The sequence below is a fragment of the Ancylobacter vacuolatus genome (assembly GCF_030813595.1).
GTDB lineage: Bacteria > Pseudomonadota > Alphaproteobacteria > Rhizobiales > Xanthobacteraceae > Ancylobacter > Ancylobacter vacuolatus.
The window spans coordinates 186,601-207,819 of the sequence record NZ_JAUSUH010000002.1 but is presented as its reverse complement, the minus strand read 5'-3'; the positions used below and the strand labels follow the sequence as shown (position 1 = coordinate 207,819).

The 21,219-nt window shown below is 66.0% G+C and carries 19 protein-coding genes, 1 tRNA gene and 1 pseudogene; 13 read left to right on the top strand and 8 right to left on the bottom strand.

Annotated features, from left to right (window positions below):
* Window positions 1-13: 13 nt before the first annotated feature.
* Genes J2S76_RS04955 through J2S76_RS04945 form a run of 3 tightly spaced genes read left to right on the top strand, consistent with a single transcriptional unit; the run spans window position 14 to window position 2,709 of the window.
* On the top strand, window positions 14-877 hold the full coding sequence (locus tag J2S76_RS04955) for an ABC transporter ATP-binding protein (RefSeq protein ID WP_307058081.1): 864 nt from the start codon (window positions 14-16) through the stop codon (window positions 875-877).
* Window positions 874-1,668 carry an ABC transporter permease gene (locus J2S76_RS04950; protein ID WP_307058080.1) on the top strand — a complete coding sequence of 265 codons (795 nt, stop codon included), beginning with the start codon at window positions 874-876 and terminating at the stop codon, window positions 1,666-1,668. The genes J2S76_RS04955 and J2S76_RS04950 overlap by 4 nt, the downstream gene beginning before the upstream one ends.
* A gap of 27 nt (window positions 1,669-1,695) precedes the next feature.
* Window positions 1,696-2,709, top strand: coding sequence for an ABC transporter substrate-binding protein (locus J2S76_RS04945; protein WP_307058078.1), 1,014 nt, complete (start codon window positions 1,696-1,698; stop codon window positions 2,707-2,709).
* Here J2S76_RS04945 and J2S76_RS04940 read toward each other — a convergent pair.
* The 4 genes from J2S76_RS04940 to J2S76_RS04925 form a co-directional block, all read right to left on the bottom strand.
* Window positions 2,702-3,466, bottom strand: a complete 765-nt coding sequence (locus tag J2S76_RS04940; RefSeq protein WP_307058076.1) for an aminotransferase-like domain-containing protein — start codon at window positions 3,464-3,466, stop codon at window positions 2,702-2,704. The two genes, J2S76_RS04945 and J2S76_RS04940, sit on opposite strands and share 8 nt — an antisense overlap.
* A gap of 149 nt (window positions 3,467-3,615) precedes the next feature.
* Complete coding sequence (locus J2S76_RS04935) at window positions 3,616-4,311, bottom strand: aminotransferase-like domain-containing protein (protein ID WP_307058075.1); 696 nt, start codon at window positions 4,309-4,311, stop codon at window positions 3,616-3,618.
* 79 nt (window positions 4,312-4,390) lie between these two features.
* Window positions 4,391-4,912 carry a hypothetical protein gene (locus J2S76_RS04930; RefSeq protein WP_307058073.1) on the bottom strand — a complete coding sequence of 174 codons (522 nt, stop codon included), beginning with the start codon at window positions 4,910-4,912 and terminating at the stop codon, window positions 4,391-4,393.
* Window positions 4,913-5,061: 149 nt separating this feature from the next.
* On the bottom strand, window positions 5,062-6,300 hold the full coding sequence (locus tag J2S76_RS04925) for a CaiB/BaiF CoA transferase family protein (RefSeq protein ID WP_307058072.1): 1,239 nt from the start codon (window positions 6,298-6,300) through the stop codon (window positions 5,062-5,064).
* Between the two features lie 280 nt (window positions 6,301-6,580).
* Here J2S76_RS04925 and rplU point away from each other — a divergent pair, with 280 nt between their 5' ends.
* The 5 genes from rplU (at window position 6,581) to proB (ending at window position 10,511) form a co-directional block, all read left to right on the top strand.
* Window positions 6,581-6,889 (top strand): 50S ribosomal protein L21, encoded by a 309-nt coding sequence (gene rplU, locus J2S76_RS04920; RefSeq protein WP_018388252.1) that lies wholly within the window; start codon window positions 6,581-6,583, stop codon window positions 6,887-6,889.
* A 29-nt stretch (window positions 6,890-6,918) separates the two neighbouring features.
* On the top strand, window positions 6,919-7,188 hold the full coding sequence (gene rpmA, locus J2S76_RS04915) for a 50S ribosomal protein L27 (protein WP_307058070.1): 270 nt from the start codon (window positions 6,919-6,921) through the stop codon (window positions 7,186-7,188).
* A 145-nt stretch (window positions 7,189-7,333) separates the two neighbouring features.
* Window positions 7,334-8,005 carry a GNAT family N-acetyltransferase gene (locus tag J2S76_RS04910; RefSeq protein ID WP_307058068.1) on the top strand — a complete coding sequence of 224 codons (672 nt, stop codon included), beginning with the start codon at window positions 7,334-7,336 and terminating at the stop codon, window positions 8,003-8,005.
* A gap of 68 nt (window positions 8,006-8,073) precedes the next feature.
* Window positions 8,074-9,111, top strand: coding sequence for a GTPase ObgE (obgE, locus tag J2S76_RS04905; RefSeq protein WP_018388249.1), 1,038 nt, complete (start codon window positions 8,074-8,076; stop codon window positions 9,109-9,111).
* A 215-nt stretch (window positions 9,112-9,326) separates the two neighbouring features.
* A complete protein-coding gene (gene proB / locus J2S76_RS04900) occupies window positions 9,327-10,511 on the top strand; it encodes a glutamate 5-kinase (protein ID WP_307058065.1) in 1,185 nt (394 codons plus the stop codon).
* Between the two features lie 548 nt (window positions 10,512-11,059).
* On the opposite strand, the gene J2S76_RS04895 is transcribed toward proB, so the two are convergent.
* Window positions 11,060-12,118: a DUF4747 family protein gene (locus J2S76_RS04895; RefSeq protein ID WP_307058064.1), complete on the bottom strand. Its 1,059-nt coding sequence runs from the start codon at window positions 12,116-12,118 to the stop codon at window positions 11,060-11,062.
* Between J2S76_RS04895 and J2S76_RS04890 the strand changes: the two genes are divergently transcribed.
* From J2S76_RS04890 to J2S76_RS04870, 5 genes are all read left to right on the top strand, one after another.
* On the top strand, window positions 12,117-13,136 hold the full coding sequence (locus J2S76_RS04890; protein ID WP_307058062.1) for a serine hydrolase domain-containing protein: 1,020 nt from the start codon (window positions 12,117-12,119) through the stop codon (window positions 13,134-13,136). The two genes, J2S76_RS04895 and J2S76_RS04890, sit on opposite strands and share 2 nt — an antisense overlap.
* Before the next feature lie 178 nt (window positions 13,137-13,314).
* Window positions 13,315-14,487 (top strand): extracellular solute-binding protein, encoded by a 1,173-nt coding sequence (locus tag J2S76_RS04885; protein ID WP_307058060.1) that lies wholly within the window; start codon window positions 13,315-13,317, stop codon window positions 14,485-14,487.
* Window positions 14,488-14,654: 167 nt separating this feature from the next.
* Window positions 14,655-15,734, top strand: a complete 1,080-nt coding sequence (locus tag J2S76_RS04880) for an ABC transporter ATP-binding protein (RefSeq protein ID WP_307058059.1) — start codon at window positions 14,655-14,657, stop codon at window positions 15,732-15,734.
* Window position 15,735: 1 nt separating this feature from the next.
* On the top strand, window positions 15,736-16,746 hold the full coding sequence (locus J2S76_RS04875; protein WP_307058057.1) for an ABC transporter permease: 1,011 nt from the start codon (window positions 15,736-15,738) through the stop codon (window positions 16,744-16,746).
* Window positions 16,743-17,630 carry an ABC transporter permease gene (locus J2S76_RS04870; protein ID WP_307058055.1) on the top strand — a complete coding sequence of 296 codons (888 nt, stop codon included), beginning with the start codon at window positions 16,743-16,745 and terminating at the stop codon, window positions 17,628-17,630. The genes J2S76_RS04875 and J2S76_RS04870 overlap by 4 nt, the downstream gene beginning before the upstream one ends.
* 73 nt (window positions 17,631-17,703) lie before the next feature.
* Here the strand turns inward: J2S76_RS04870 and J2S76_RS04865 are convergent.
* From J2S76_RS04865 to selA, 3 genes and pseudogenes are all read right to left on the bottom strand, one after another.
* A tRNA-Sec gene (locus J2S76_RS04865) sits at window positions 17,704-17,799 on the bottom strand.
* Between the two features lie 150 nt (window positions 17,800-17,949).
* Window positions 17,950-19,797 (bottom strand): annotated as a pseudogene (gene selB / locus J2S76_RS04860) (selenocysteine-specific translation elongation factor); the annotation flags it as partial.
* Entirely contained in the window at window positions 19,794-21,215 is a 1,422-nt protein-coding gene (gene selA / locus J2S76_RS04855; protein WP_307058053.1) for an L-seryl-tRNA(Sec) selenium transferase, read from the bottom strand. The gene selA and the pseudogene selB, both read right to left, overlap by 4 nt.
* Window positions 21,216-21,219: the final 4 nt, after the last annotated feature.

Here is a 21,219-nt window from a genome sequence, read left to right as displayed (position 1 = left end):
GGCAGGAGAGACCATGAACGCCGCTGCGAGGGCGACGACCGCCGAGGCACCGCACGCGGGGGCCTCGCTGGCGGTGGCGCTGGACGACATCGCCATCAGCTTCGCCGTCAAGGGTCGGCCGGTGTTCAACGCGGTGGCGCCGACCTCGCTGCATATGCGCGAGGGCGAGTTCGTCGCCATTGTCGGCCCGACCGGCTGCGGCAAGTCCACGCTGCTGAACGCCACGGCGGGCCTGCTGGCGCCGGCGGGCGGCACGGTGTCTATCTTCGGCGAGAAGCTGATCGGCCTCAATGCACGCGCGGGCTACCTCTTTCAGCAGGACGCGCTGATGCCGTGGAAAACGGCGCTCGACAATGTGGCGATTGCGCTGGAGATCGGCGGCATGGCGCGCGCGCAGGCTCACGCGCAGGCGCAGGACTGGCTGAAGCGGGTGGGACTCGCCCGCTTCACCGAGCGCTACCCGCATGAGCTTTCCGGCGGCCAGAGAAAGCGCGTGGCGCTGGCCCAGATGCTGATCCGCCAGCCGAAAATCCTGCTTATGGACGAGCCGTTCGGGCCGCTCGACGCGCAGACGCGGCAGATCATGGGCACGCTGCTGCTGCGGCTCTGGGCGCAGGACCGCAAGGCGGTGATGTTCGTCACTCATGACCTCGAAGAGGCGATCGCGCTGTCCGATCGCGTGGTCATCATGTCCGCCGGCCCGGAGGCGCGCATCATCGGCGACTACCCGATCGACCTCGCCCGCCCGCGCGACGCGGCCGAAATCCGGCTCGACCCACGCTTCCACGAACTGCACCGGACGATCTGGAACCAGCTCAAGACCGAAGTCGCCAAAACCTATGGCGACGACATGGACGGCGTGGAGGTCTCCTCATGAAGCTGCATCCCGCCAAGCTGCTCTTTTTGCAGATCCTCGTCGCTGTGGCGGCGCTCGCCGTCTGGCAGGTCGGGGCGACGGTGCCGATCGGCGGCGACTATCTGCTGCCCGAATTCTTCTTCTCCAAGCCCGGGGACGTGCTCTCCCGGGTGGTCGAGCTGTTCGTCTCCGGCACGATCTGGAAGCATCTCTGGATCACGCTGACCGAGACCGTGCTGGCCTTTCTCATCGGCGCCATCGGCGGCGTCGTCATCGGCTTCTGGTTCGCGCGCAAGCCTGTGGTCGCGGCGGTATTCGACCCCTATGTGAAGATGGTCAACGCCCTGCCGCGCGTGGTGCTGGCGCCGATCTTCATGCTGTGGCTTGGCCTTGGCATCTGGTCGAAAGTGGCGCTGGGGGTGACGCTGGTATTCTTCATCGTGTTCTTCAACGTCTATCAGGGCGTGAAGGAAGTGAGCCCCGTGGTGCTCGCCAATGCCCGGATGATGGGCATGAACGAGCGCCAGCTGTTCCGCAACGTGTACTGGCCCTCCGCCATGTCGTGGATGTTTTCCTCGCTGCACACGGCGGTGGGTTTCGCGCTGGTTGGCGCGGTGGTGGGCGAATATCTCGGCTCGTCCGCCGGACTGGGCTATCTCATCCACCAGGCCGAGGGCGTGTTCGACGTGACCGGCGTGTTCGCCGGCATGTTCATCCTCGCTGCCTTCGTGCTCGTCATCGACTGGTTCGTGACGCGGGTGGAGAAGCGCCTGCTGGTGTGGCGCCCGCAGGCGGCGAGCGAACAGAACTGACAAACACAACAAACGGGAGGACATGCCATGAAGATGCGTACCCTGCTGCTGGCGGCGTGCTTGCTCATTCCCGCCTTCGGCGCGGTGCAGGCCGGCGAGATCGAGAAGCCGAACCTGACGCTGGGGGTCGGCGGCAAGCCGCTGCTCTACTATCTACCGCTGACGCTGGCGGAGCGGCTCGGCTACTTCAAGGATGAGGGCCTGACCGTCGAGATCAACGATTTCGGCGGCGGCTCCAAGTCGTTGCAGGCGCTGATCGGCGGCTCGGTTGATGCGGTCACCGGTGCCTATGAGCACACGATCCGCATGCAGGACAAGAAGCAGGACATCCGCGCCGTTATCGATCTCGGCCGCTATCCCGGCATCGTGGTGGGCGTGAGCAAGCGCAACGCGGACACGATCAAGTCCGTGGCCGACCTCAAGGGCGCCAAGATCGGCGTCACAGCGCCGGGCTCCTCCACCTATATCCTCGTGCAGTACCTGATGATGAAGAACGGCATGTCCGCCGACGACGCCTCCTTCATCGGCGTGGGCAGCGGCGCCTCGGCGGTGGCGGCGATGCAGAAGGGCGAGATCGACGCCATCTCGCATCTCGACCCGGTCATCTCCAAGCTGCAGGACATGGGCGAGCTGACGGTGCTTGTCGACACCCGCACCACGGCCGGCACCGAGGCGGTGTTCGGCGGCCAAAACCCGGCCGCCGTGCTCTATTTCAAGGAGAGCTTCATCAAGGCCAACCCGAACACGGTGCAGGCGCTCACCAACGCCTTCTACCGGACGCTGAAATGGCTGGAGAAGGCGACGCCCGAAGAGGTGGCGGCGACGGTTCCCCAGGAGTACTGGCTCGGCGACAAGGGCCTGTACATCAAGGCATTCAACGCCTCGCGTGAATCCTATTCGACCGATGGCAACATTGACGAGGCCAGCATGAAGAGCGCGCTGAACCTCATCACCACCACCGACCCGAAGATCGACCCGGCGAAGATCGACCTCTCCAAGACCTTCGACGGCTCCTTCCTCGCCAAGGCGAAGGCTAAGTAAGCTCTCCGGAGACGGTCGGACTGTTCCGGCCGTCTCCTTCATGGCCGCTGGTCGGTGCGTTGGCGCCGTTGAGCTCCAGCAGCACCTTGCGCAAGCGCTCAACCCCCTCATCGATCTGCCGGGGCGCGAACGGGCTGAAGCCGGGGGTTCTGTAGTCGTCCACATCCGTGTCCGGGTGCCGCGCCAATGCCGAGAGCGGCATGATCTCCAGCCCCGCCCGCGCCGCCGCCTTGGCCAAGGTGCGGGCGCTGAGGCCGGGAGCGAGGCGAGCGACGATCTCCATGCCTGGGTCGGTCGGCTGCGCGGTCATGAAGGCGCCGAGCCGGCCGCCGACGCGCGCCAGCAGATGCGCCTGGCGCTGGGCGTAGAGCTTACGCATCTTGCGGACATGACTGGCGAAATGCCCCTCCTGCATGAAGCCGGCGACCAGTACCTGTTCGAGGATCGGCGAATAGCGCTCGACCACGGTGCGCGCCGAGACGAAGGCCTCCACCAGTGGCCCTGGCACGATGGCGAAGCCGAGCCGCAGGGCGGGAAACAGGGTCTTGCTGAAGGTCCCGAGATAGAGCACGTGCCGCCCGCGATCGAGCGCATAGAGCGATGGTAGCGGCCGACCAGCATAGCGGAACTCGCTGTCGTAATCGTCCTCGATGATCCAGCCGCCGGTTCTCTCCACCCAGTCGACCAGCGCCTGCCGCCGCTCCAGCGAGAGCGACATGCCGAGCGGGAATTGCTTGGAGGGCGAGACATAGACCATGCGTGCATGGGGGCGCTGGCGAGCTCGCGGTCGACATCAAGCCCGTCCGCATCCCATCGCCACCGGCACCGGGGTGGCGCCGGTGGCGATGGTGGACGCGTAGATGCCGTCATAGCCGGGGTCCTCGCAGATCACCTCGTCCTCCGGCATCAGCAGCAGCCCGCAGGCGAGGTCGATCGCCTGCTGGGCGCCGTCAAAGATGACGATGTTGTCGGCCGAGCAGTCGATGCCACGCCCCGAGGCGACATGACGGCGATGGCCGCGCGCAATGGCGCGTAGCCCTGCGGGTCGCCCTCGCCCATGAGGTGGTTGGCAGTATCGGCGTCGAGCTGACGGTAGAGATCGGCGGCGAGCTTGGCCCAGAGCGCTACCGGAAAGGCGTCGAGCGCCGGGAAATTGGAGCGGAATGGCGCCGGCCGGCGCATGTGACGCGGCGTCTGCGGCGCATGGGCGAGGGCGCCGCCGAACGCAGCGGGCAGGTCCTCCGGTTCCTCGATCGCCACGCCCAGCTCCGCACTGCGGTCAAGGCTGCCGGCCGCCCAGATCGCCGGGTTGATGCGCGGCGCCGCCGGTGCGATCACCTCCGCCGGCGGTTCGCGCGAGACATAGGTGCCCGAGCAGGAGAGGCCTTCCAGATAGCCCTCGGCGGCCAGTTGCTCCAAGCCAGCATGATGGTGTTGCGCGAGGCGCCGAGCGACTGGGCGAGGTCGCGCGTCGAGGGCAGCCGCTGGCCATGCTTGATCGCCCCGCCGACGGATTTCAGCCGCGAGCCCTTCATAGATCTGCCGGCAGAGTGGGGAATCCGGTCGGCGTTCGAGGTTCAGGCCCAGCGCATCGAGCAACACGTGGTGTCCTCCGCGATCCATGCCCCCACGACGCTCGAAGCAATCGCCGTGCCAGAGCCCCACCGTCCGGCGGGGGCGGCTACACTGCCCGCTCGCGCTCCGGCCGGTGGCCGAAGGATGCCTTGCCGGTGAGCATGAGCACGAACATGACGCCGAGGCCCAGGATGACAACAAGGTTGACGGCGGTCGCCAGGGCGTAGAGTTCGGGCTTCACCCCATAGCGCAGCGCGCCCCAGGCGACCGAGGGTAGGGTGGGCGTCGCGCCCAGCAGGTAGAATGAAATCTCCAGATTATTGAACGCCATGATGAAGGTGACGATCAGGTAGATCACTGTCACCACGATCGGCAGGCAGAGATAGACGAGCCCGATGGCGCTGGCGAGATTGGTGTGCATGATGAAGCGCAGCGGCGCGGTGCCGAGCGCCATCAGCACAGCATTGATCAGCCCCAGCGGCCCGAGCAGACCTTGCAGCGCGATGACGCGCAACACCTCGCCGGTGAAGCCCCAGTCGCCGACAGGGACCTTGGCCTCCGAGATCGGGACAAACTGGTCGTTGATGTGGGCGGCGCCTTTCGAGAAGTCGGTCTTCGCCTCTGTCATCGCATGTACTCCAGTCAGGATCGTTGCGCCCATTGCGAGGTGCAGCGTGGCCCGGCAGCGCGCGCACAGAAAGTGCTGCTTGCCTAAAAAATGACAGTGCCAATTTCGCGGGCATATCGCTCAGCGCGCGAGCTCGGACGCAGCCGGCTTCAGATGATGCCGGCCTCGCGCAGCGCTTGTCGCTCGGCGGCATTCACGCCGAGCAGGGTCTCAAGCACCTCGTCTGTGTGCTGGCCGAGCAAGGGCGGGGCGGTGGGGGCGTCAAAGGGCGAATCCTTCAGCCGCAGCGGGCTGCGCACGCCGGGTGCGATGCCGCCGAGCGGATGCGGCAAGTGGATCGCTAGCCCCCGTGCGAGCGTCTGCGGCTCGGCGAAGGTCTGGGCGATGGTGTTGATCGGTCCTGCCGGAATGCCGGCGGCGTCGAGCATGGCGAGCCATTCGCCGGTCGCCTGGCGTTTCAGCGCTGCTGCGATGAGCGGAACGAGTGTCTCGCGATGGGCAACCCGCTCGCGATTGATGGCATAGCGCGCGTCGTCCGCCAGTTCCGGCATCTCGGCAAGGCGGCAGAAGCGGGCAAATTGCGCGTCATTGCCCACCGCGAGGATGAGATGGCCGTCCGATGTTTCGAAGGCCTGGTAGGGCACGATGTTCGGGTGCGCATTGCCCAGCCGGCGCGGCGCGCTGCCGCCGACGAGGAAGTTCAGCGCTTGGTTGGCGAGGCTTGCCACTGCGACATCGAACAGCGCGATGTCGATATGCTGGCCGCGCCCGGTGCGGTGGCGCTGCTCCAGTGCCGCCAATATGCCGATGGTGGCGTTCAGACCGGTGAGGATGTCGACAAGGGCGACGCCGACTTTCTGCGGTTCCCCTTCCGGGCTGCCCGTCACCGACATGAGGCCGGACATGCCCTGGATCATGAAATCATAGCCGGCGCGGCCGGCTTCCGGCCCGTCCTGGCCGAAGCCGGTGATGGAGCACGTGACGAGGCGTGGGTTCAGCGCGGCGAGGCTTTCATGATCGAGCCCATAGCGCTTGAGACCGCCAACCTTGAAGTTCTCCACCACGACGTCGCTCTGCTGTGCGAGGCGGCGGATTAGCGCCTGCCCCTGCGCCGTCGCCATGTCGATCGTCACCGAGCGTTTGTTGCGATTGGCGGCGAGGAAATAGGCGCTCTCGCGCGTCGGGCGTCCCTCGCCATCGGAGAGCCAGGGTGGGCCCCAGCCGCGCGTGTCGTCGCCGTCGCCCGGCTTTTCGACCTTGACGATGTCGGCGCCGAGATCGCCCAGCGTCTGCGTGGCCCAGGGGCCGGCCAGTACGCGGGAGAGATCGAGCACCCGGATTCCGGCCAGGGCCTGCGCGGTGGGCGTGCTCGTGGGGTTGTCGGTCATGGAAAGGTCCTCGGGCAGGCATGCGGCGGGCACGATAGCCGGCCCGCGCCGGGGGTGCCATCGGCGTGTCGGGAACGGGCGCGCCATGTGTCGTCGGCACCACGCTCGCCCCTCCCGGAAACCTTGGCGCGCCAGCTTTTCCTTGACAGGACGAGGCTCGCTTTGTAAGGAGCCGGCCTGCGTCGTGGGATCCTGTGTCCCATGCGCTTATCTCAACCGACCGAAAGAAGCCGGTCCAGGCGGCAACGCCGGAGACCGGCATCGAACGAAAGGACAAAACATGTTCGCGGTCATCAAGACGGGTGGCAAGCAGTACCGCGTTGCCCCCGATGCGCTCGTTACCGTCGGCAAGATCGAGGCCGAGGCAGGTTCTTCCCTGACCCTGCCGGTTCTCATGCTCGGCGGCGACAGCCCGAAGGTCGGCGCTCCGCTGGTCGACGGCGCTTCCGTCACGCTCGAGGTGGTCAAGCACACCCGTGGCGCGAAGGTTATTGCGTTCAAGAAGCGTCGCCGTCAGAATTCGCGTCGCAAGATCGGCCACCGGCAGGACTTCACCGTCGTCCGCGTGACCTCGATTCTCGGCGCCTGAGACCGCCAGCTAGGAAATAGGAGAGCAACATGGCTCATAAGAAGGCAGGCGGTTCCTCCCGCAACGGTCGTGACTCGGCCGGTCGTCGCCTTGGCGTTAAGAAGTTCGGCAGCGAGAAGGTCGCCGCCGGCAACATCATCGTGCGCCAGCGCGGCACGACCTGGCATCCCGGCATCAATGTCGGCATGGGCAAAGACCATACCCTCTTTGCGCTTATCGAAGGCCGCGTCGAATTCCGAGCTAAAGCCAATTCGCGCACCTACGTATCCGTCATTCCGGCCGCCGAGGCCGCCGAATAAAGCCGGTGAGGGTTCTTGGAAATCCCGCCGGTCTCGCCCGACCGGAAGGATTTCCCGAACGTCCCTGAGAGGACACCCGGGGTACCCGACAGGGGAGGCGAGTGAACCGCCTCCCCTTCGTCGTTCCGGTCCCAGGAGCCCTCAGATGACCATAGTCGAAGCGACCCTCGGGTCACCACTCGTCGAGAGCAGTACCGCCGTCCTCGAAACCAGCCGCCTCCTTCTGCGCGTGCCCCGGATCGAGGACATGACCTGGATCGCGGAGCTCGCCGACAACCGCAAGGTGGCGGAGATGACGGCGAACATTCCCCATCCCTATGGCATGGCGGATGCGGCCTCCTTCGTTGCCAATCTGCCGGGCGGGCCGGAGGCGGCAACCTTCGCCATCTTCCTCAAGAACGAGGCGAGCCTGCGCCTTCCCGGTTCGGCCGGTTTCGGGCCGGCCATTCCGGTCGGCATGTGTGGTTTCAATCGCCGCGATGAGGACGTGCCGGAGATCGGCTACTGGCTCGGTGAGCCCTATTGGGACCACGGCATTGCCACCGAGGCTGTGCGGGCGTTGATCGACCACGCCTTCGGCGACCGCAAGCTCAACGCGCTCGCCGCCTCCGCCCGCGTCGTCAACCCCGCCTCGCGCGGTGTGTTGGAAAAGTGCGGCTTCCAGTGGACCGGCGTGGGACTCGCCAAGGTCCGGGCAATGGGGGCCTCGGTGCCGGTGGACCGCTTCCGGCTCGAGCGGCGGCTTTGGACGTCGCTGCGCGCCTGGGGCGCCACCCAGCCCGCACGTTTGCACGAGCTCGACGCCGTTCGCCATTGAGCCGGCATTTTTGCTATTCTCTAAGGGTTCCCGCCGCTGCGGGGCCCCCGCAACATTGAGCCGCTACCATGAAGTTTCTCGACCAGGCCAAGATCTATGTCCGCGCCGGCGACGGCGGCGCGGGCTGCCTCTCGTTCCGGCGCGAAAAGTTCATTGAGTTCGGCGGGCCGGATGGCGGCGACGGGGGGCGGGGGGGGGATGTCTGGATCGAGTGTGTAGACGGGTTAAACACGCTCATCGACTACCGCTTCCAACAGCACTTTAAAGCCAAAAAAGGCGGCTACGGCATGGGTTCCAACCGTGCCGGGGCGAAAGGCGACGATGTTGTGCTAAAAGTGCCGGCGGGTACTGAGGTTCTCGATGAGGACGGTGAGACCATTCTGGCCGATCTGACCGAGGTCGGACAGCGCATCCGCTTCATCAAGGGCGGCAATGGCGGCTTCGGCAACGCCCATTTCCAGACCTCGACCAACCAGGCCCCGCGCCGCGTGAACCCCGGCCAGGAGGGCGAGGAGCGCTGGATCGTGCTCCGGCTCAAGCTCATCGCCGATGCCGGCCTCGTCGGCCTGCCCAATGCCGGCAAGTCCACCTTCCTCGCCGCCACCACAGCCGCCAAGCCGAAAGTGGCCGACTACCCCTTCACCACACTCCACCCCGGCCTCGGCGTGGTGAAGGTGGACGGGCGCGAATTCGTCCTCGCCGACATTCCTGGCCTGATCGAGGGTGCGCATGAGGGCATCGGCCTCGGCGACCGGTTCCTCGCCCATATCGAGCGCTGCCGCGTGCTGCTGCACCTGGTCGACGGCACCTGCGAACATGCCGGCAAGGCCTACAAGACCGTGCGCGGCGAATTGGAGGCCTATGGCCACGACCTCGCCGACAAGGTGGAGATCGTCGCCCTCTCCAAGATCGATTCGCTCGACAAGGAGACGCTGAAGGCCCAGCTCGATCGCCTCAAGCGCGCGGCGAAGAAGAAGCCGCTGGCGCTGTCCGCCGCCACCGGCGAGGGCGTGCGCGAGGCGCTGCGGGCGCTGATCGGCGTCATCGACGAGGGCCGCGCGGAGGAATTGCAGCGCGGCGCGCCTCCCGAGCCCTGGCACCCGTGAGGCACTCCCTCTCCCCTCGGGGGTGAGGGGGGCGCTGCGCCCCGGCCGTGTGCGCCCCGGCCATGTGCGCCCCTGCCATGTGCGCCCCGCCCCTTGCCCGCCGCTGCGCGGCGACCTCTCCCCCACGGGGAGAGGTGAAGGCACAATTCCCGCGCCTTCCCGGCGGAAACGGCGTATGTAGCGCGCCGTCTCTCCTCTGATCGAAGCCCGCCGCGATGACCGTTCCCGCCGATTCCGCCACCGACACCGCCCACCTCGCCGAAGCCGCCGCCGCTCCCGCCGCGCCGAAGCTGTCCGCCTTTCGCCGCGTGGTGGTGAAGGTCGGCTCGGCGCTGCTGGTCGACCAGCAGCGCGGCGCCCTGCGCCATGCCTGGCTGGCGGCGCTGGCCGAGGATGTGGCGCAGCTGCACCGCGAGGGCAAGGAAGTGCTGGTGGTCTCGTCAGGCGCCATCGCGCTGGGGCGTAATGTGCTGAAGCTCCCCAAGCGCCCGCTGAAGCTGGAGGAGAGCCAGGCCGCCGCCGCTGTCGGCCAGATCGCGCTGGCGCGGGCCTGGTCGGAGGCGCTGGCCCATGAGGGCGTGGCGGCCGGGCAGATCCTGATCACGCTGGGCGACACCGAGGAGCGGCGGCGCTATCTCAACGCCCGCTCGACCATCGCCAAGCTTTTGGAGTTGAAGGTCGTCCCCGTCATCAACGAGAACGACACGGTGGCGACCTCGGAAATCCGCTATGGCGACAATGACCGGCTGGCCGCCCGCGTCGCCGGCATGACCAGCGCCGATCTGCTGATCCTGCTCTCGGATATTGACGGCCTCTACACCGCCCCGCCGAACGAGGACCCCAACGCCACCCTCATTCCGGTGGTGCCGCGCATCACCGCCGAGATCGAGGCGATGGCGGGGGGCGCCGGCACCGAGCTGTCGCGCGGCGGCATGAAGACCAAGGTGGAGGCGGCCAAGATCGCCACCACCGCCGGCGCGCATCTGGTGATCGCGTCAGGCAAGGTGAAGAACCCGCTGCGGGCGATCGAGACCGGGGCGCGCTGCACCTGGTTTCTCGCTCCCGCCAACCCGGTGGCTTCCCGCAAGCGCTGGATCGCCGGCGCGCTGGAGCCGCGCGGCACGCTGCATCTCGACGCCGGCGCGGTGGCCGCCCTGCGTCGCGGCTCCTCGCTGCTGCCCGCCGGCGTCGCCCGGGTGGAAGGCGATTTCAGCCGCGGCGACGCGGTGATCTTGCGCGGGCCGGATGGCGCCGAAGTCGGGCGCGGGCTGGTGGCCTATGACCACGACCACGCGGAACGCCTCAAGGGCCGCTCATCCGACGAGATCGTCACGATTACCGGCTTTGAGGGCCGCGCCGCGATGGTGCACCGGGATGATCTGGTGCTGGGGGGTGGGTGAGGGCAAGAATTCAGTGTAAGATAACTTATTATACTCGCGAAATTATAAACAAGACTCGAAATATAACGAGAATTGATGCCAATATCAGTATTATTGCATAGTATGTTATAAATAGACCTATAAATGACAAAATTGTATTTGTTATCTGAGGTAGAAAGATATTACCTGTTATATTCGGGATCGATTTTCCAGACGCCACTATTGCAAATATTATTCCAATAACCTGTACGACAACAGCGTGTGATATTGTGCTCGCCAAAACGAGCAGTGGAGATCTGTCTTTCAGCTCTTTTTCAGGCACTCTGAGTGCGGCCCGCGTTTTTTCATCCAATATCGCGAATAATATTGCGTACGCCGCTATCGAAAATCCGGTTAATGTCGGAAGTGTAGACTTAGCTATGTCAATCCATTGTCCAGTCGTGGCGATTTTCCAAGATAAAACTGTTAAAATTATTGATATAATAACGTATTCTGAGCTAACGAAAGCCCGTAGGCCCCCGTAATTTCTGTATAAAATCTTTATTGTTGATAAAAATCCTGTCCTGTCGCTAGGCATTTAAACTTTCCCTTGCTACACGAACTCTATCAATTAATTTTTTCGCGAGCGAGAAGAATATTCTCTGTTCAGATTCGTGAGATTTATACTTTTTTACTTCAAATAATGGGCTGTTGTCTGTGTCTTCGCTTTTCAGGACTCCATTAACAACACTTTTTTGTCTATAAGTCCCATTTTCTGCAGCAATCTTCGCAAGATCCTTGGTTCTCTCGCTTGGCACTATGCTGTTCGGTCCTTTTGCCTTCAATGTCTCTTGATATTGGTCTGCATTCTGTTCGGAAAGTCTATTTTCAATAATAGTTGCTAGCGATTCTCCTATATCATCTGGGTTCGGGCGATTGATAATGACGGTAATTTCCTTAATGTTTGGGAGAGAGAGGAGTCGGTCTACCTGATCGTAGCTCTTAACAATGTCAGATTCCACTCGTCCAAATTGATCTGTAATCTCAGTCCACTCAAGTGCCTCCTTAAAATATAGACCCATTGATCGGGCGCTAAGTCCCTTTGATTCAGAATAAGATGAAAATACAAATATATGTAAATCGGTATCAATCATAAAATAAAATTGGGCAAGATTTGGCTTTAAATTATCCGGAATGACAATTTTACCAACTTGATCAACAGTTGCTACCGAAAAATCTTCTATATTAAACCACTCGCCATCGATATCAATTTCTGTATATTTCGATATTACTCCCCATTTACTTAGTTCATTATAATAATTGATTGCAACATAGCTATCTCCATATACCTTTACACCCCGCTTTAGATCGCTAAGTGTTTTTATAAGTCCGGAATAATCACGATTTTTACTCTCCGGTATTCTCAAATTGATCGCTGAAACTTCGATCTTTGAATCTCTCGACATCAGATCACTCTGCCCCACTGCTAGCTGTACTGGCGTTCCCCATCGCCACACAGACGTAAACATCGTACTAGAAATACCTCTTGTCGAGAGCGCTACGACAATTGTTCTCAGCTCAGACGGATGACCGATCCTCCCCCCTTCGTGACCTCCCGTCCCCCGCGCCCGCCCTATATTATCCGGCATGCACCGTCGTTCCTTGCTTGCCGCTCCGCTGCTTCTGCTCGCCCCGCGCCTCGCGCGCGCGCAGGCTGAGCCCCCGCCCGAATCCTCCGCGCCGCCCGCGCTGACCGCCGTGCTTGACCGCGCCGGCGGGCTGGAGCCGCTGCGCACCGTGATTGTCGCCAAGGACGGCGAAACGCTGGCCGCGCGCGGCTATGACGGCGGGCGGGTGGACCGGCCGACCAACATCAAATCGGCCTCGAAAAGCATCCTCGCCGTGCTGGCCGGCATCGCCATCGACAAGGGCGTGCTGGAAGGCCCGGGCCAAAAGATCGCGCCGCTGCTGAAGGCCGACCTGCCCGAGGACCCCGACCCGCGCCTTAATGCGATCACGCTCGGCAATTTGCTCTCCATGCAGGCGGGGCTGGAGCGCACCTCCGGCGCCTATTATGGCGCGTGGATCGCCAGCCCCAACTGGGTGCGCACCGCGCTGGCGCGGCCCTTTGTCGACGAGCCGGGCGGGCAGATGCTCTATTCCACCGGCTCCTCGCACCTCGTCTCGGCGCTGCTGACGCGGGCCAGCGGGCGCTCGACGCTGGCGCTGGCGCGCGACTGGCTCGGGTCGATCGAGGGGTTTGAAATCGCCAGCTGGGAGCGCGACAAGCAGGGCATCTATTTCGGCGGCAACCAGATGGCGATGCGCCCCACCTCGCTGCTCGCCTTCACGGAAACCTGCCGCAACGGCGGGCGCAACCGGGCGGGGGAGCAGGTGATCCCGCCGGACTGGATCGCGCAATGCTGGCAGGCGCGCACGCAATCGCGCTTCACCGGCGACGCCTATGGCTATGGCTGGTTCACGCGGCAAATCGACGGGGCGCGCGCCCATTATGGCTGGGGCTATGGCGGGCAGATGCTCTATGTGGTGCCCGAACGCGGCGTCTCGCTGGTCATGACCTCCACCACGGACGCGCCCTCCGGCCGCACCGGCCACCGCGACGATGTGCACGCGCTGGCCGGCGAGATCCTCGCCACACTCCGGTAACGCCCGATTCACAGGCAGGCGGGCGCGCGGGCGTGCTGAATTGCGCGCCAGTGGCGGTTGCATGTCGGGTTTCGACAAGCGATCCGTCGCGATTGTGCAACGCAGCAACGGCGGGCGCGGCGCTGGCATGCTTCGTGCTCCTCGTCAGGCGATCCATCGCCATTCCGAGGGGAACGCCGTGACGAAGAAGACCGAGCCCACCAATTCGTCGATCGAGACGCTGCTCGCCGCCCGCAGCTTCACCCGCCGCGTGCTGTTCAAGGGCGCGCTGGCCGCCGGCGCCATGACTGCCGCCGGCCCCTATCTCGTGCGCGACGCCTTCTCCTCCTCCGGCGAGCTGAACCTGCTCAACTGGGCCGACGAGCTGCCCGAGCCGGTGATCCCGGAATTCACCAAGAAGACCGGCATCAAGGTCAACTCCACCCCGTTCTCGCAGAACGAGGAGCAGATCAACAAGCTGCAGGCCACCGAGGGCGACGGCTTCGATTTGTGCGCCCCCACCCGCGACCGCGCGCCCCAGTTCCGCGAGCTCGACGTGCTCGCCCCCTACGACACCTCCAAGCTGAAGCTCGACCAGGTGCTGCCGGCGATGCTGGAAGGTTCCACCAGCGTGTGGACCTGGGATGGCGGGCTGTACCATGTGCCCCATTGCTGGGGTTCGGAAGCCATCGCCTGGCGCACCGACCTCGCCAAGCTGGAATACCCCACGCTGAGCTACGGCACGCTGTGGGCGCCGGAGTTCAAGGGCAAGATGCAGGGCCGCCCGCACTCGCTGCTGCTCGGCATCGGCCTGTGGTGGGACAAGACCGGCAAGCTGCCCTCCAACCGCATGCTCGACGCCTTCAAGGACGAGGCGACGATGAAGAAGATCTACGACCCGATCCTCGAATTCGCCGTCGCCAACAAGGCGCAGGTGAAGCAGTTCTGGGATTCGGCCGACAACACCAAGTCCGGCTTCATGGAGAATGGCTGCGTCATCGGCCAGACCTGGGACGGCCCGCCGCTGTCGCTGAAGAAGGACGGCAAGCCGGTCGCCTATATGGCGCCGCAGGAAGGCGCCATTACCTGGATCGACGGCTGGTCGATGACCAAGGCGGCGAAGAACACGGCGCAGGCCTATGAGTTCATCAACTTCATCCACACGCCCGAGATCTCGGCCATGGTCGCCAATGGTTCGGGCTACAACCCCGTGGTGAAGGGCGCCGACAAGTTCCTCTCCGAGGTCGCCAAGAAGAACTTCGCCGAAGCCTATCCCGGCAACGCGCTGGACAATCTGTGGAGCCGCCCGCCGGAGCCGTCGTGGTACGCCGAGCTGCGCACCCAGTACGCTGAGAAGTTCAAGGCGGCGTGAGGCGTTTGCCGGCTTAATACCGTCATGCCCGGGCCAAGCCCGGGCATGACGGCGTTTTTGGTCAACGCGTGGGCTGCCCGCTGCACGCTCCCCGCCCGTCCCACCCCCCCCGGATCGCCGCTGCCGCGGCGTCCGGGTGACGGCAACCCAACTGAACGGAAATCCGCATGGCCGCTGCCGTCGAGCTTGAGGGCGTCAATGTCACCTTTGGCGATTTCGTCGCCGTGAAGGAGGCCAATCTCACCATCGAGCCGGGCGAGTTCTTCTCCTTTCTCGGGCCGTCCGGCTGCGGCAAGACCACGCTGCTGCGCACCATTTCCGGCTTCATCGAGCCGACGCGCGGGCAGGTGCGGATCGGCGGCGCCGACATGAAGGGCATCGGCCCCAACAAGCGCCCCACCGCGCTGATCTTCCAGAACCTCGCCCTGTTCCCGATGATGACGGTGGCGGAGAATATCGGCTACGGCCTGCGGGTGCGCGGCGTGCCCCGGCACGAGCGCGACGAGAAGGTGAAGAACCTCCTGATCCAGGTGGCGCTCGCCGAGCATGGCCACAAGAAGGTGTCCGAGCTGTCCGGCGGCCAGAAGCAGCGCGTGGCGATTGCCCGGGCCCTTGCCGTCGAACCGTCCGTGTTGCTCCTCGACGAGCCGCTTTCCGCGCTCGACCTCAAGCTGCGCCAGCATATGCGCTCGGAGCTGCGCGCGATCCAGAAGCGGGTCGGCATTACCTTCATCTACATCACCCATGACCAGGGCGAAGCGCTGACCATGTCGGACCGCATCGCTGTGATGAATGCCGGGGTGATCGAGCAGGTGGGCGACGGGCGCGCCGTCTATGCCGAGCCGCGCACGCCCTTCGTCGCCTCCTTTGTTGGCGAGAACAACCAGATTCGCGGCCGCATCACCGCCCGCGACGGCGCCATGGCGACGCTGGAGACGCCGCTCGGCACGCTTGCCGGCCGCAACCCGGTGGCGCTCGATGTCGGGCAGGAAGCGCTGCTGTTCGTGCGGCCGGAGGTGATGCAGCTGCGCGCCAATGGCACCACGGCCGGCTTCGAGGGCGAGGCGCTCGACGTCGCCTATGAGGGCAGCGTGACCCATGTGACGCTGCGGGTGCGCACGGGGCAGAAGGTGATGGCGAGCCTTGGCGCCAACGCGCTTGCCGCCCTGCCCACCCCGGGCGAGACGCTGCGCATCGGCTTCCGCCCGGAAGACGCGCTGCTGCTGGCCCGGCCGGAAAGGCACTGAGATGAGCGGCAGCCTCGCCTTCGTCTTCGGCCTGCCTCTGGCGGTGGTCGTGTTCTTCTTCGCCCTTGCCGCCTATGAGCGCCGCACCGGCGTGGCGAGCGGGGGCGGCTTTTTCCAGCGCAACGGCCTCGCCATCGGGCTTTATCTGGTGCTAGCGGTCGGCTTCTGGGCCTTTTTCATCATCCTGCTGCCGCAGCTCGCCATGGTGGACATGTCGTTCCGCCCGAAGCTGCCGCCCTCGCAGATGGGCGGGCCGAAGGACCTCTACACGCTGGAGAATTACCGCTACTTCCTGTTCGGCTCCACCACCTCGACCGCCGAATGGAACTGGCTGCACATCAAGGCCTTCTTCCTCACCATCGGGGTGAGCATCGTCATCACCCTGATCAATTTCGCCATCTGCTACCCGCTCGCCTTCCACATGGCGCAATCGGCCACGGCGGCGCGGCTGCGGGTGCTGCTGCTGCTGTTGATCCTGCCCTATTGGGTGAACGAGATTTTGCGCGCCTTCGCCTTCCGCGTGCTCCTCTCCTCGGGGGGCATCATCAACCAGATGTTGATGGGAAGCGGGCTCACCGATGAGCCGATCGACTTCCTCGGCGCCGATGTCGGCCTCTATATGGGCCTGTCCTACGCCTATCTCCTGATGATGATCTTCCCGCTCTACAACGCCATTGAGAGCCTCGACAAAAACCAGGTGGAGGCGGCGCGGGACCTTGGCGCGCCGTGGTGGCACATCCACGCTTTCATCGTGCTGCCGCATGCCAAGCCGGGCATCGCCTCAGGCTGCACGCTGGTGTTCATGCTGACCGCCGGCGCGCTGGCGGCGCCGCTGGTGCTGGGCGGGCCGCGCACGCTGTGGTTCACCCCCATCGTCTATGACCGCTTCTACCAGGCCTTCAACTGGCCGCAGGGGGCTGCCTATGCCTTCATCCTGCTGGTGAGCTGCATCATCTTCGTGCTGGTGGTGCTCAAGGCGTTCAGGCTCAGCCTTGGAGAAATCACGCGATGAATCCGGGTCCGTTCCAGCGGGTGATGTTCGCGCTCTACGCGGTGGTGTTCTTCCTCTATCTGCTCGGGCCGCTGGCGGTGATGGCGGTTTCCGCCTTCAACACCCCGCAATACCCGCAGGTCTGGCCGATCGAAGGGGTGACGCTGGACTGGTTCTCGGCGCTGTTCGCCGACCAGGACATGATGGCGGGCCTGAAGATGAGCCTGTGGATCGGGCTGCTAGTGGTGTGCATCTCGGTGCCGATCGGGCTGGCCGGCGCCATCATCATGACGCAGATCCAGCCGCGCGTGCGTTCGCTCTATTATCTCGTCGTGGTCTCGCCGGTGCTGACCCCCGGCATCATCATCGGCATTTCCACCGTGGTGTTCTGGCGCCAGTTCACCGGCCAGACCGGCACGCGCTTTCTTTATGACGGGGTGGTGCTGACCGTGCTGGGGCAGGCGAGCTTCATCTCCGCCTATTGCATGCTGATCATCCTCGCCCGGCTGCAGCGCTTCGACCGCTCGCAGGAGGAGGCGGCGCTGGACCTCGGCGCCAGCTACCCCCAGGTGTTCCGCCACATCCTGCTGCCCTTCCTCAAGCCGGCGCTGGCCTCGGCGGCGGTGCTGGCCTTCCTGTCCTCCTTCGAGAACTACAACACCACGACCTTCGCCATCCTGTCCGACAAGACGCTGACCACGGTGCTGGCCGGGCGGGTGCGGCAGGGCTCGACCCCGGCGATCTCGGCGCTGGCGGTGGTGATCGTCGCGGTGACGGTGATCGGCGCCATCGCCTATGAGATCTACAAGCGCCGCTCCGACGCGGCGGCGGCGGCGCGCCAGCGCGCGGCGCTGGAGGCGGAGGAGGCCGAGCTTTCCGGCACACCGGCGCCGGCGATGGGGTGAGCGCCCGCCGGGCACGGCGGCACGCGCCGGTGGAAGGCTAACGGCCCTGACCGGGGCCGGGCGGCGAGGCAGATGGCGGAAGAGAGTGGGAGTCGAACCCACCAGGGACCGGCTCGCGGCCCCTTCCGGATTTGAAGTCCGGATACCTCACCGGAGGTAACGCTCTTCCAGAAGGCGCATCCGCGCCCGGTGTCGGGGCGGGATTGGCTGGCTCGACCGCAGTGTCGTCGATCGCGCCGAACAGGTCCAGCCGGTGGCGGTTGATCCGGCGCAGGTCGCCGCGCCGCAGGGTCACGCCGTGGCGGTCGAGAAATTCCAGGATCTGGATCGCCACCTTGCGCCCGACCGCGTGGCCGCCTTCCTCAATGCGGTCGCGGAAGGTGGCGGCGGGAAAGTCCCGCCCCGGCGCGGCGGCGGACAGGGCGTTCGCCATCGCCACCATCTCGGCGAGGGTGGGGCGCCGGAAGAAATGGTCATGCGCCACCTCGTCCACCCGGCCCATGCGGGCGAGCAGCTTCATCAGCCGGCGGATCTCGCTCTCCGCCTCGCCGGTCATCGCGGCGAGATCGCGCACGCGCGGGGGACGGAAGCGTGCGGTTCCGGCGAGGTGGGGCGCGAGGCTCTCCCACAGGCGCTCGTCCCTGTCGGTGAGGCGCACCTCATGGCAGGGAAGCCGCACCCAGGCGCCTTCCAGCACCAGCGCGCCGTCCTCCGCCAGGCGGCGCGACGCCTCGGTGAAGACGGGCTTGGGCAGGCGAGGGGTGAGCGCGAGGCGCAGCTTCTCCGCGCCCATGCCGGGCAGGTCGGGATTGGCCTCGTGGAAGCGGCCGAGTTCGGCCCGCAGCGCCGCGCCATAGAGCGACCAGCGCTCCGGTGACAGTGCGGTGAGGCTGCCGCCGGCGGTGAGGGCGACAAGGCCGAGCCGGGCCGCGATCTCCGCCGGGGCCTGCGCCGCCAGCGCGCGGTCGCGGGCGAAGGCGGTGAGGTCGAGATGCCACGGCGCGACCGCCAGCAGCCCCGCCACCGCCGCATCCGGCTCGCTCTCGGCGAGAGCGCCGAGCTGGGCGAGGCGTTCGGGCGTGCGGCGCTTGCGGGCGGGGGGGCGCAGGTCGATCAGCCGTCCGCCGCCGAGGCTGCGCTGGGCCGAGGTGTCGCGGATCACGTAGCGGTCGCCCACCGCGGCCGCGATCGGGCGCTCCAGCACGATCTGCACGAGGCCTGTGGTGCCGGGGGCGAGCGCCTCGTCCGAGAGCGGCACGAGCCGGGCCCCGACCTCGCTGGCGCCGTGGTGGAAGCGCACCGGAAACCACGCGCCGAGCGGCTTCGGTTCGCCCGCCAGCACGGTGAGTGTGGCGTCGATGCGCTCGGTGGGGGCGTGCAGCGAGGGGTCGAGCACCATGTCGCCCCGCCGTATCGCCTCGGCGCTGATCGCCTCGCCGGCCAGATTCAGCGCGCAGCGGTCGCCGGCGCGGCCTTCTTCCGCCTTGCGGTTCTGCGCGTGCAGCGAGCGCAGGCGCGCGGGCCGTCCGTCGGGGCTCACCATCAGCGGGTCGCCCACCCGCACCCGGCCGGAGAGCACCGTGCCTGTCACCACCGTGCCGGCGCCGGCAATCGTGAAGCTGCGATCCACCGCGAGGCGGAAGTGGCCCTCACCCGGCCGGGCGGCGAAGGCGCGGGCGGCGTCAATGAGGCGCGCCCGCAGCGCCTCCACCCCCGCGCCGGTATGGGCTGACACCGGCAGGACCGGAGCACCCGTCAGCGCCGTGCCTTCCAGCAGCGCAGCGATCTCGCCCGTCACCTCGGCAAGGCGGGCGTCATCGGCGAGGTCGGCCTTGGTCAGCGCCACTAGGCCGCGCGAAATGCCGAGCAAATCGATCAGGGCGAGATGCTCGCGCGTCTGCGGCATCACCCCGTCATCGCAGGCGATGACCAGCAGGGCGAAGTCGATGCCGCTCGCCCCCGCCAGCATGGTGTGGATGAACTTCTCGTGCCCCGGCACGTCGATGAAGCCGAGCGTGCCGGCCTGTGTGGGCAGATAGGCGAAGCCGAGATCGATGGAGATGCCGCGCGCCTTCTCCTCTTTCAGCCGGTCGGTATCGACGCCGGTGAGCGCGCCGACCAGCGCGGTCTTGCCATGGTCGATATGGCCGGCGGTGCCGATGATCATCCCGGCCCCCCGATATGGGCGAGGCTTGCCAGAAAGCCCTGCTCGTCCTCCAGGCAGCGCAGATCGAGGATCAGCGCGCCCTCGCTGATGCGCCCGATGACCGGGACAGGCAGCGCCCGCAGCGCCGCCGCCAGCGCGTTCAGCCGGCCGCCGGAGGCCTCCGTCGCCGGGCGGATGGCGAAGCCGGCGCTCGGCAGGGTTTCCAGCGGCAGGGCGCCCGAGCCGATCTGGCTGACGCAGTCGACGATCTCGATGTCGAAATCCTCGCCCAAGGCGGCCGCGAGCGGTTCTGCCAGCGCATGGGCGCGGGCGGCGATGTCGGCGCGCGAGCGCGCCAGCAGGCGCAGGGTCGGCAGCCGGGCGGCCAGCCGGTCCGGGTCGCGATAGAGCCTGAGTGTCGCTTCCAGCGCGGCGAGGCGGATCTTGTCGACCCGCAGCGCCCGTTTCATCGGGTTCTTATTGATCGCGGCGATGAGGTCCTTGCTGCCGACGATGAAGCCGGTCTGCGGCCCGCCGAGCAGCTTGTCGCCGGAGAAGGTGACGATATCCGCCCCTTCCGCCACCGCCTCGCGCACGGTCGGCTCATGGGCGAGGCCGAGCCGGGCGAGGTCGACCAGCGTGCCGGAGCCGAGATCATTGACCACAGGCACGCCGCGCGCATGGGCGATGGCGGCCAGTTCGCGCGCCGGCACCTCGCGGGTAAACCCCTCGATGCGGTAATTGGAGGTGTGCACCTTCAGCACCAGCCCGGTCGCGTCATTGAGCGCCCCGGCATAGTCCCTGGGATGGGTGCGGTTGGTGGTGCCGACCTCAACCAGCCTCACCCCAGCGCGGGCCATGATGTCGGGCATGCGGAAGGCGCCGCCGATCTCGATCAGCTCGCCGCGCGAGACGATGGCCTCGCGCCCGAGGCCGAGCGTGTTCAGCACCAGCAGCACGGCGGCGGCGTTGTTGTTGACGACCGTGGCGTCTTCCGCCCCGGTCAGCTCGATGAGGAGTTCGCGCACATGGTCGTCACGCTCGCCGCGCTTGCCGGTGGCAAGATCATATTCCAGCGCCACGGCGGCGCGCATGGCCCGGGTGGCGGCTTCCACTGCCTCTTCCGCTAGCAAGGCGCGGCCGAGATTGGTGTGCAGCACCGTGCCGGTGAGGTTGAACACCGGGCGCAAATGCGAGCGGGCGCTGCGCTCCAGCGCCTCAGCGGCGGCGAGTGCCACATGATCGGGCGCCGGCAGGGCGGCGAGCTTGCCCGCGAGCAGGCAGGCGCGCACCTCGTCCAGCGCGGCGCGGATGGCCTGCGTCGCCGGGGCGCGGCCGAACGCTTCCACCGCCTGCTGGCCGGCCGGCGTCGCCAGCACACGGTCGACCGAGGGCAGGTCACGCGGGGAGGGGGCGGCGGGGCGAGAGGGCGCGTCCATCGCG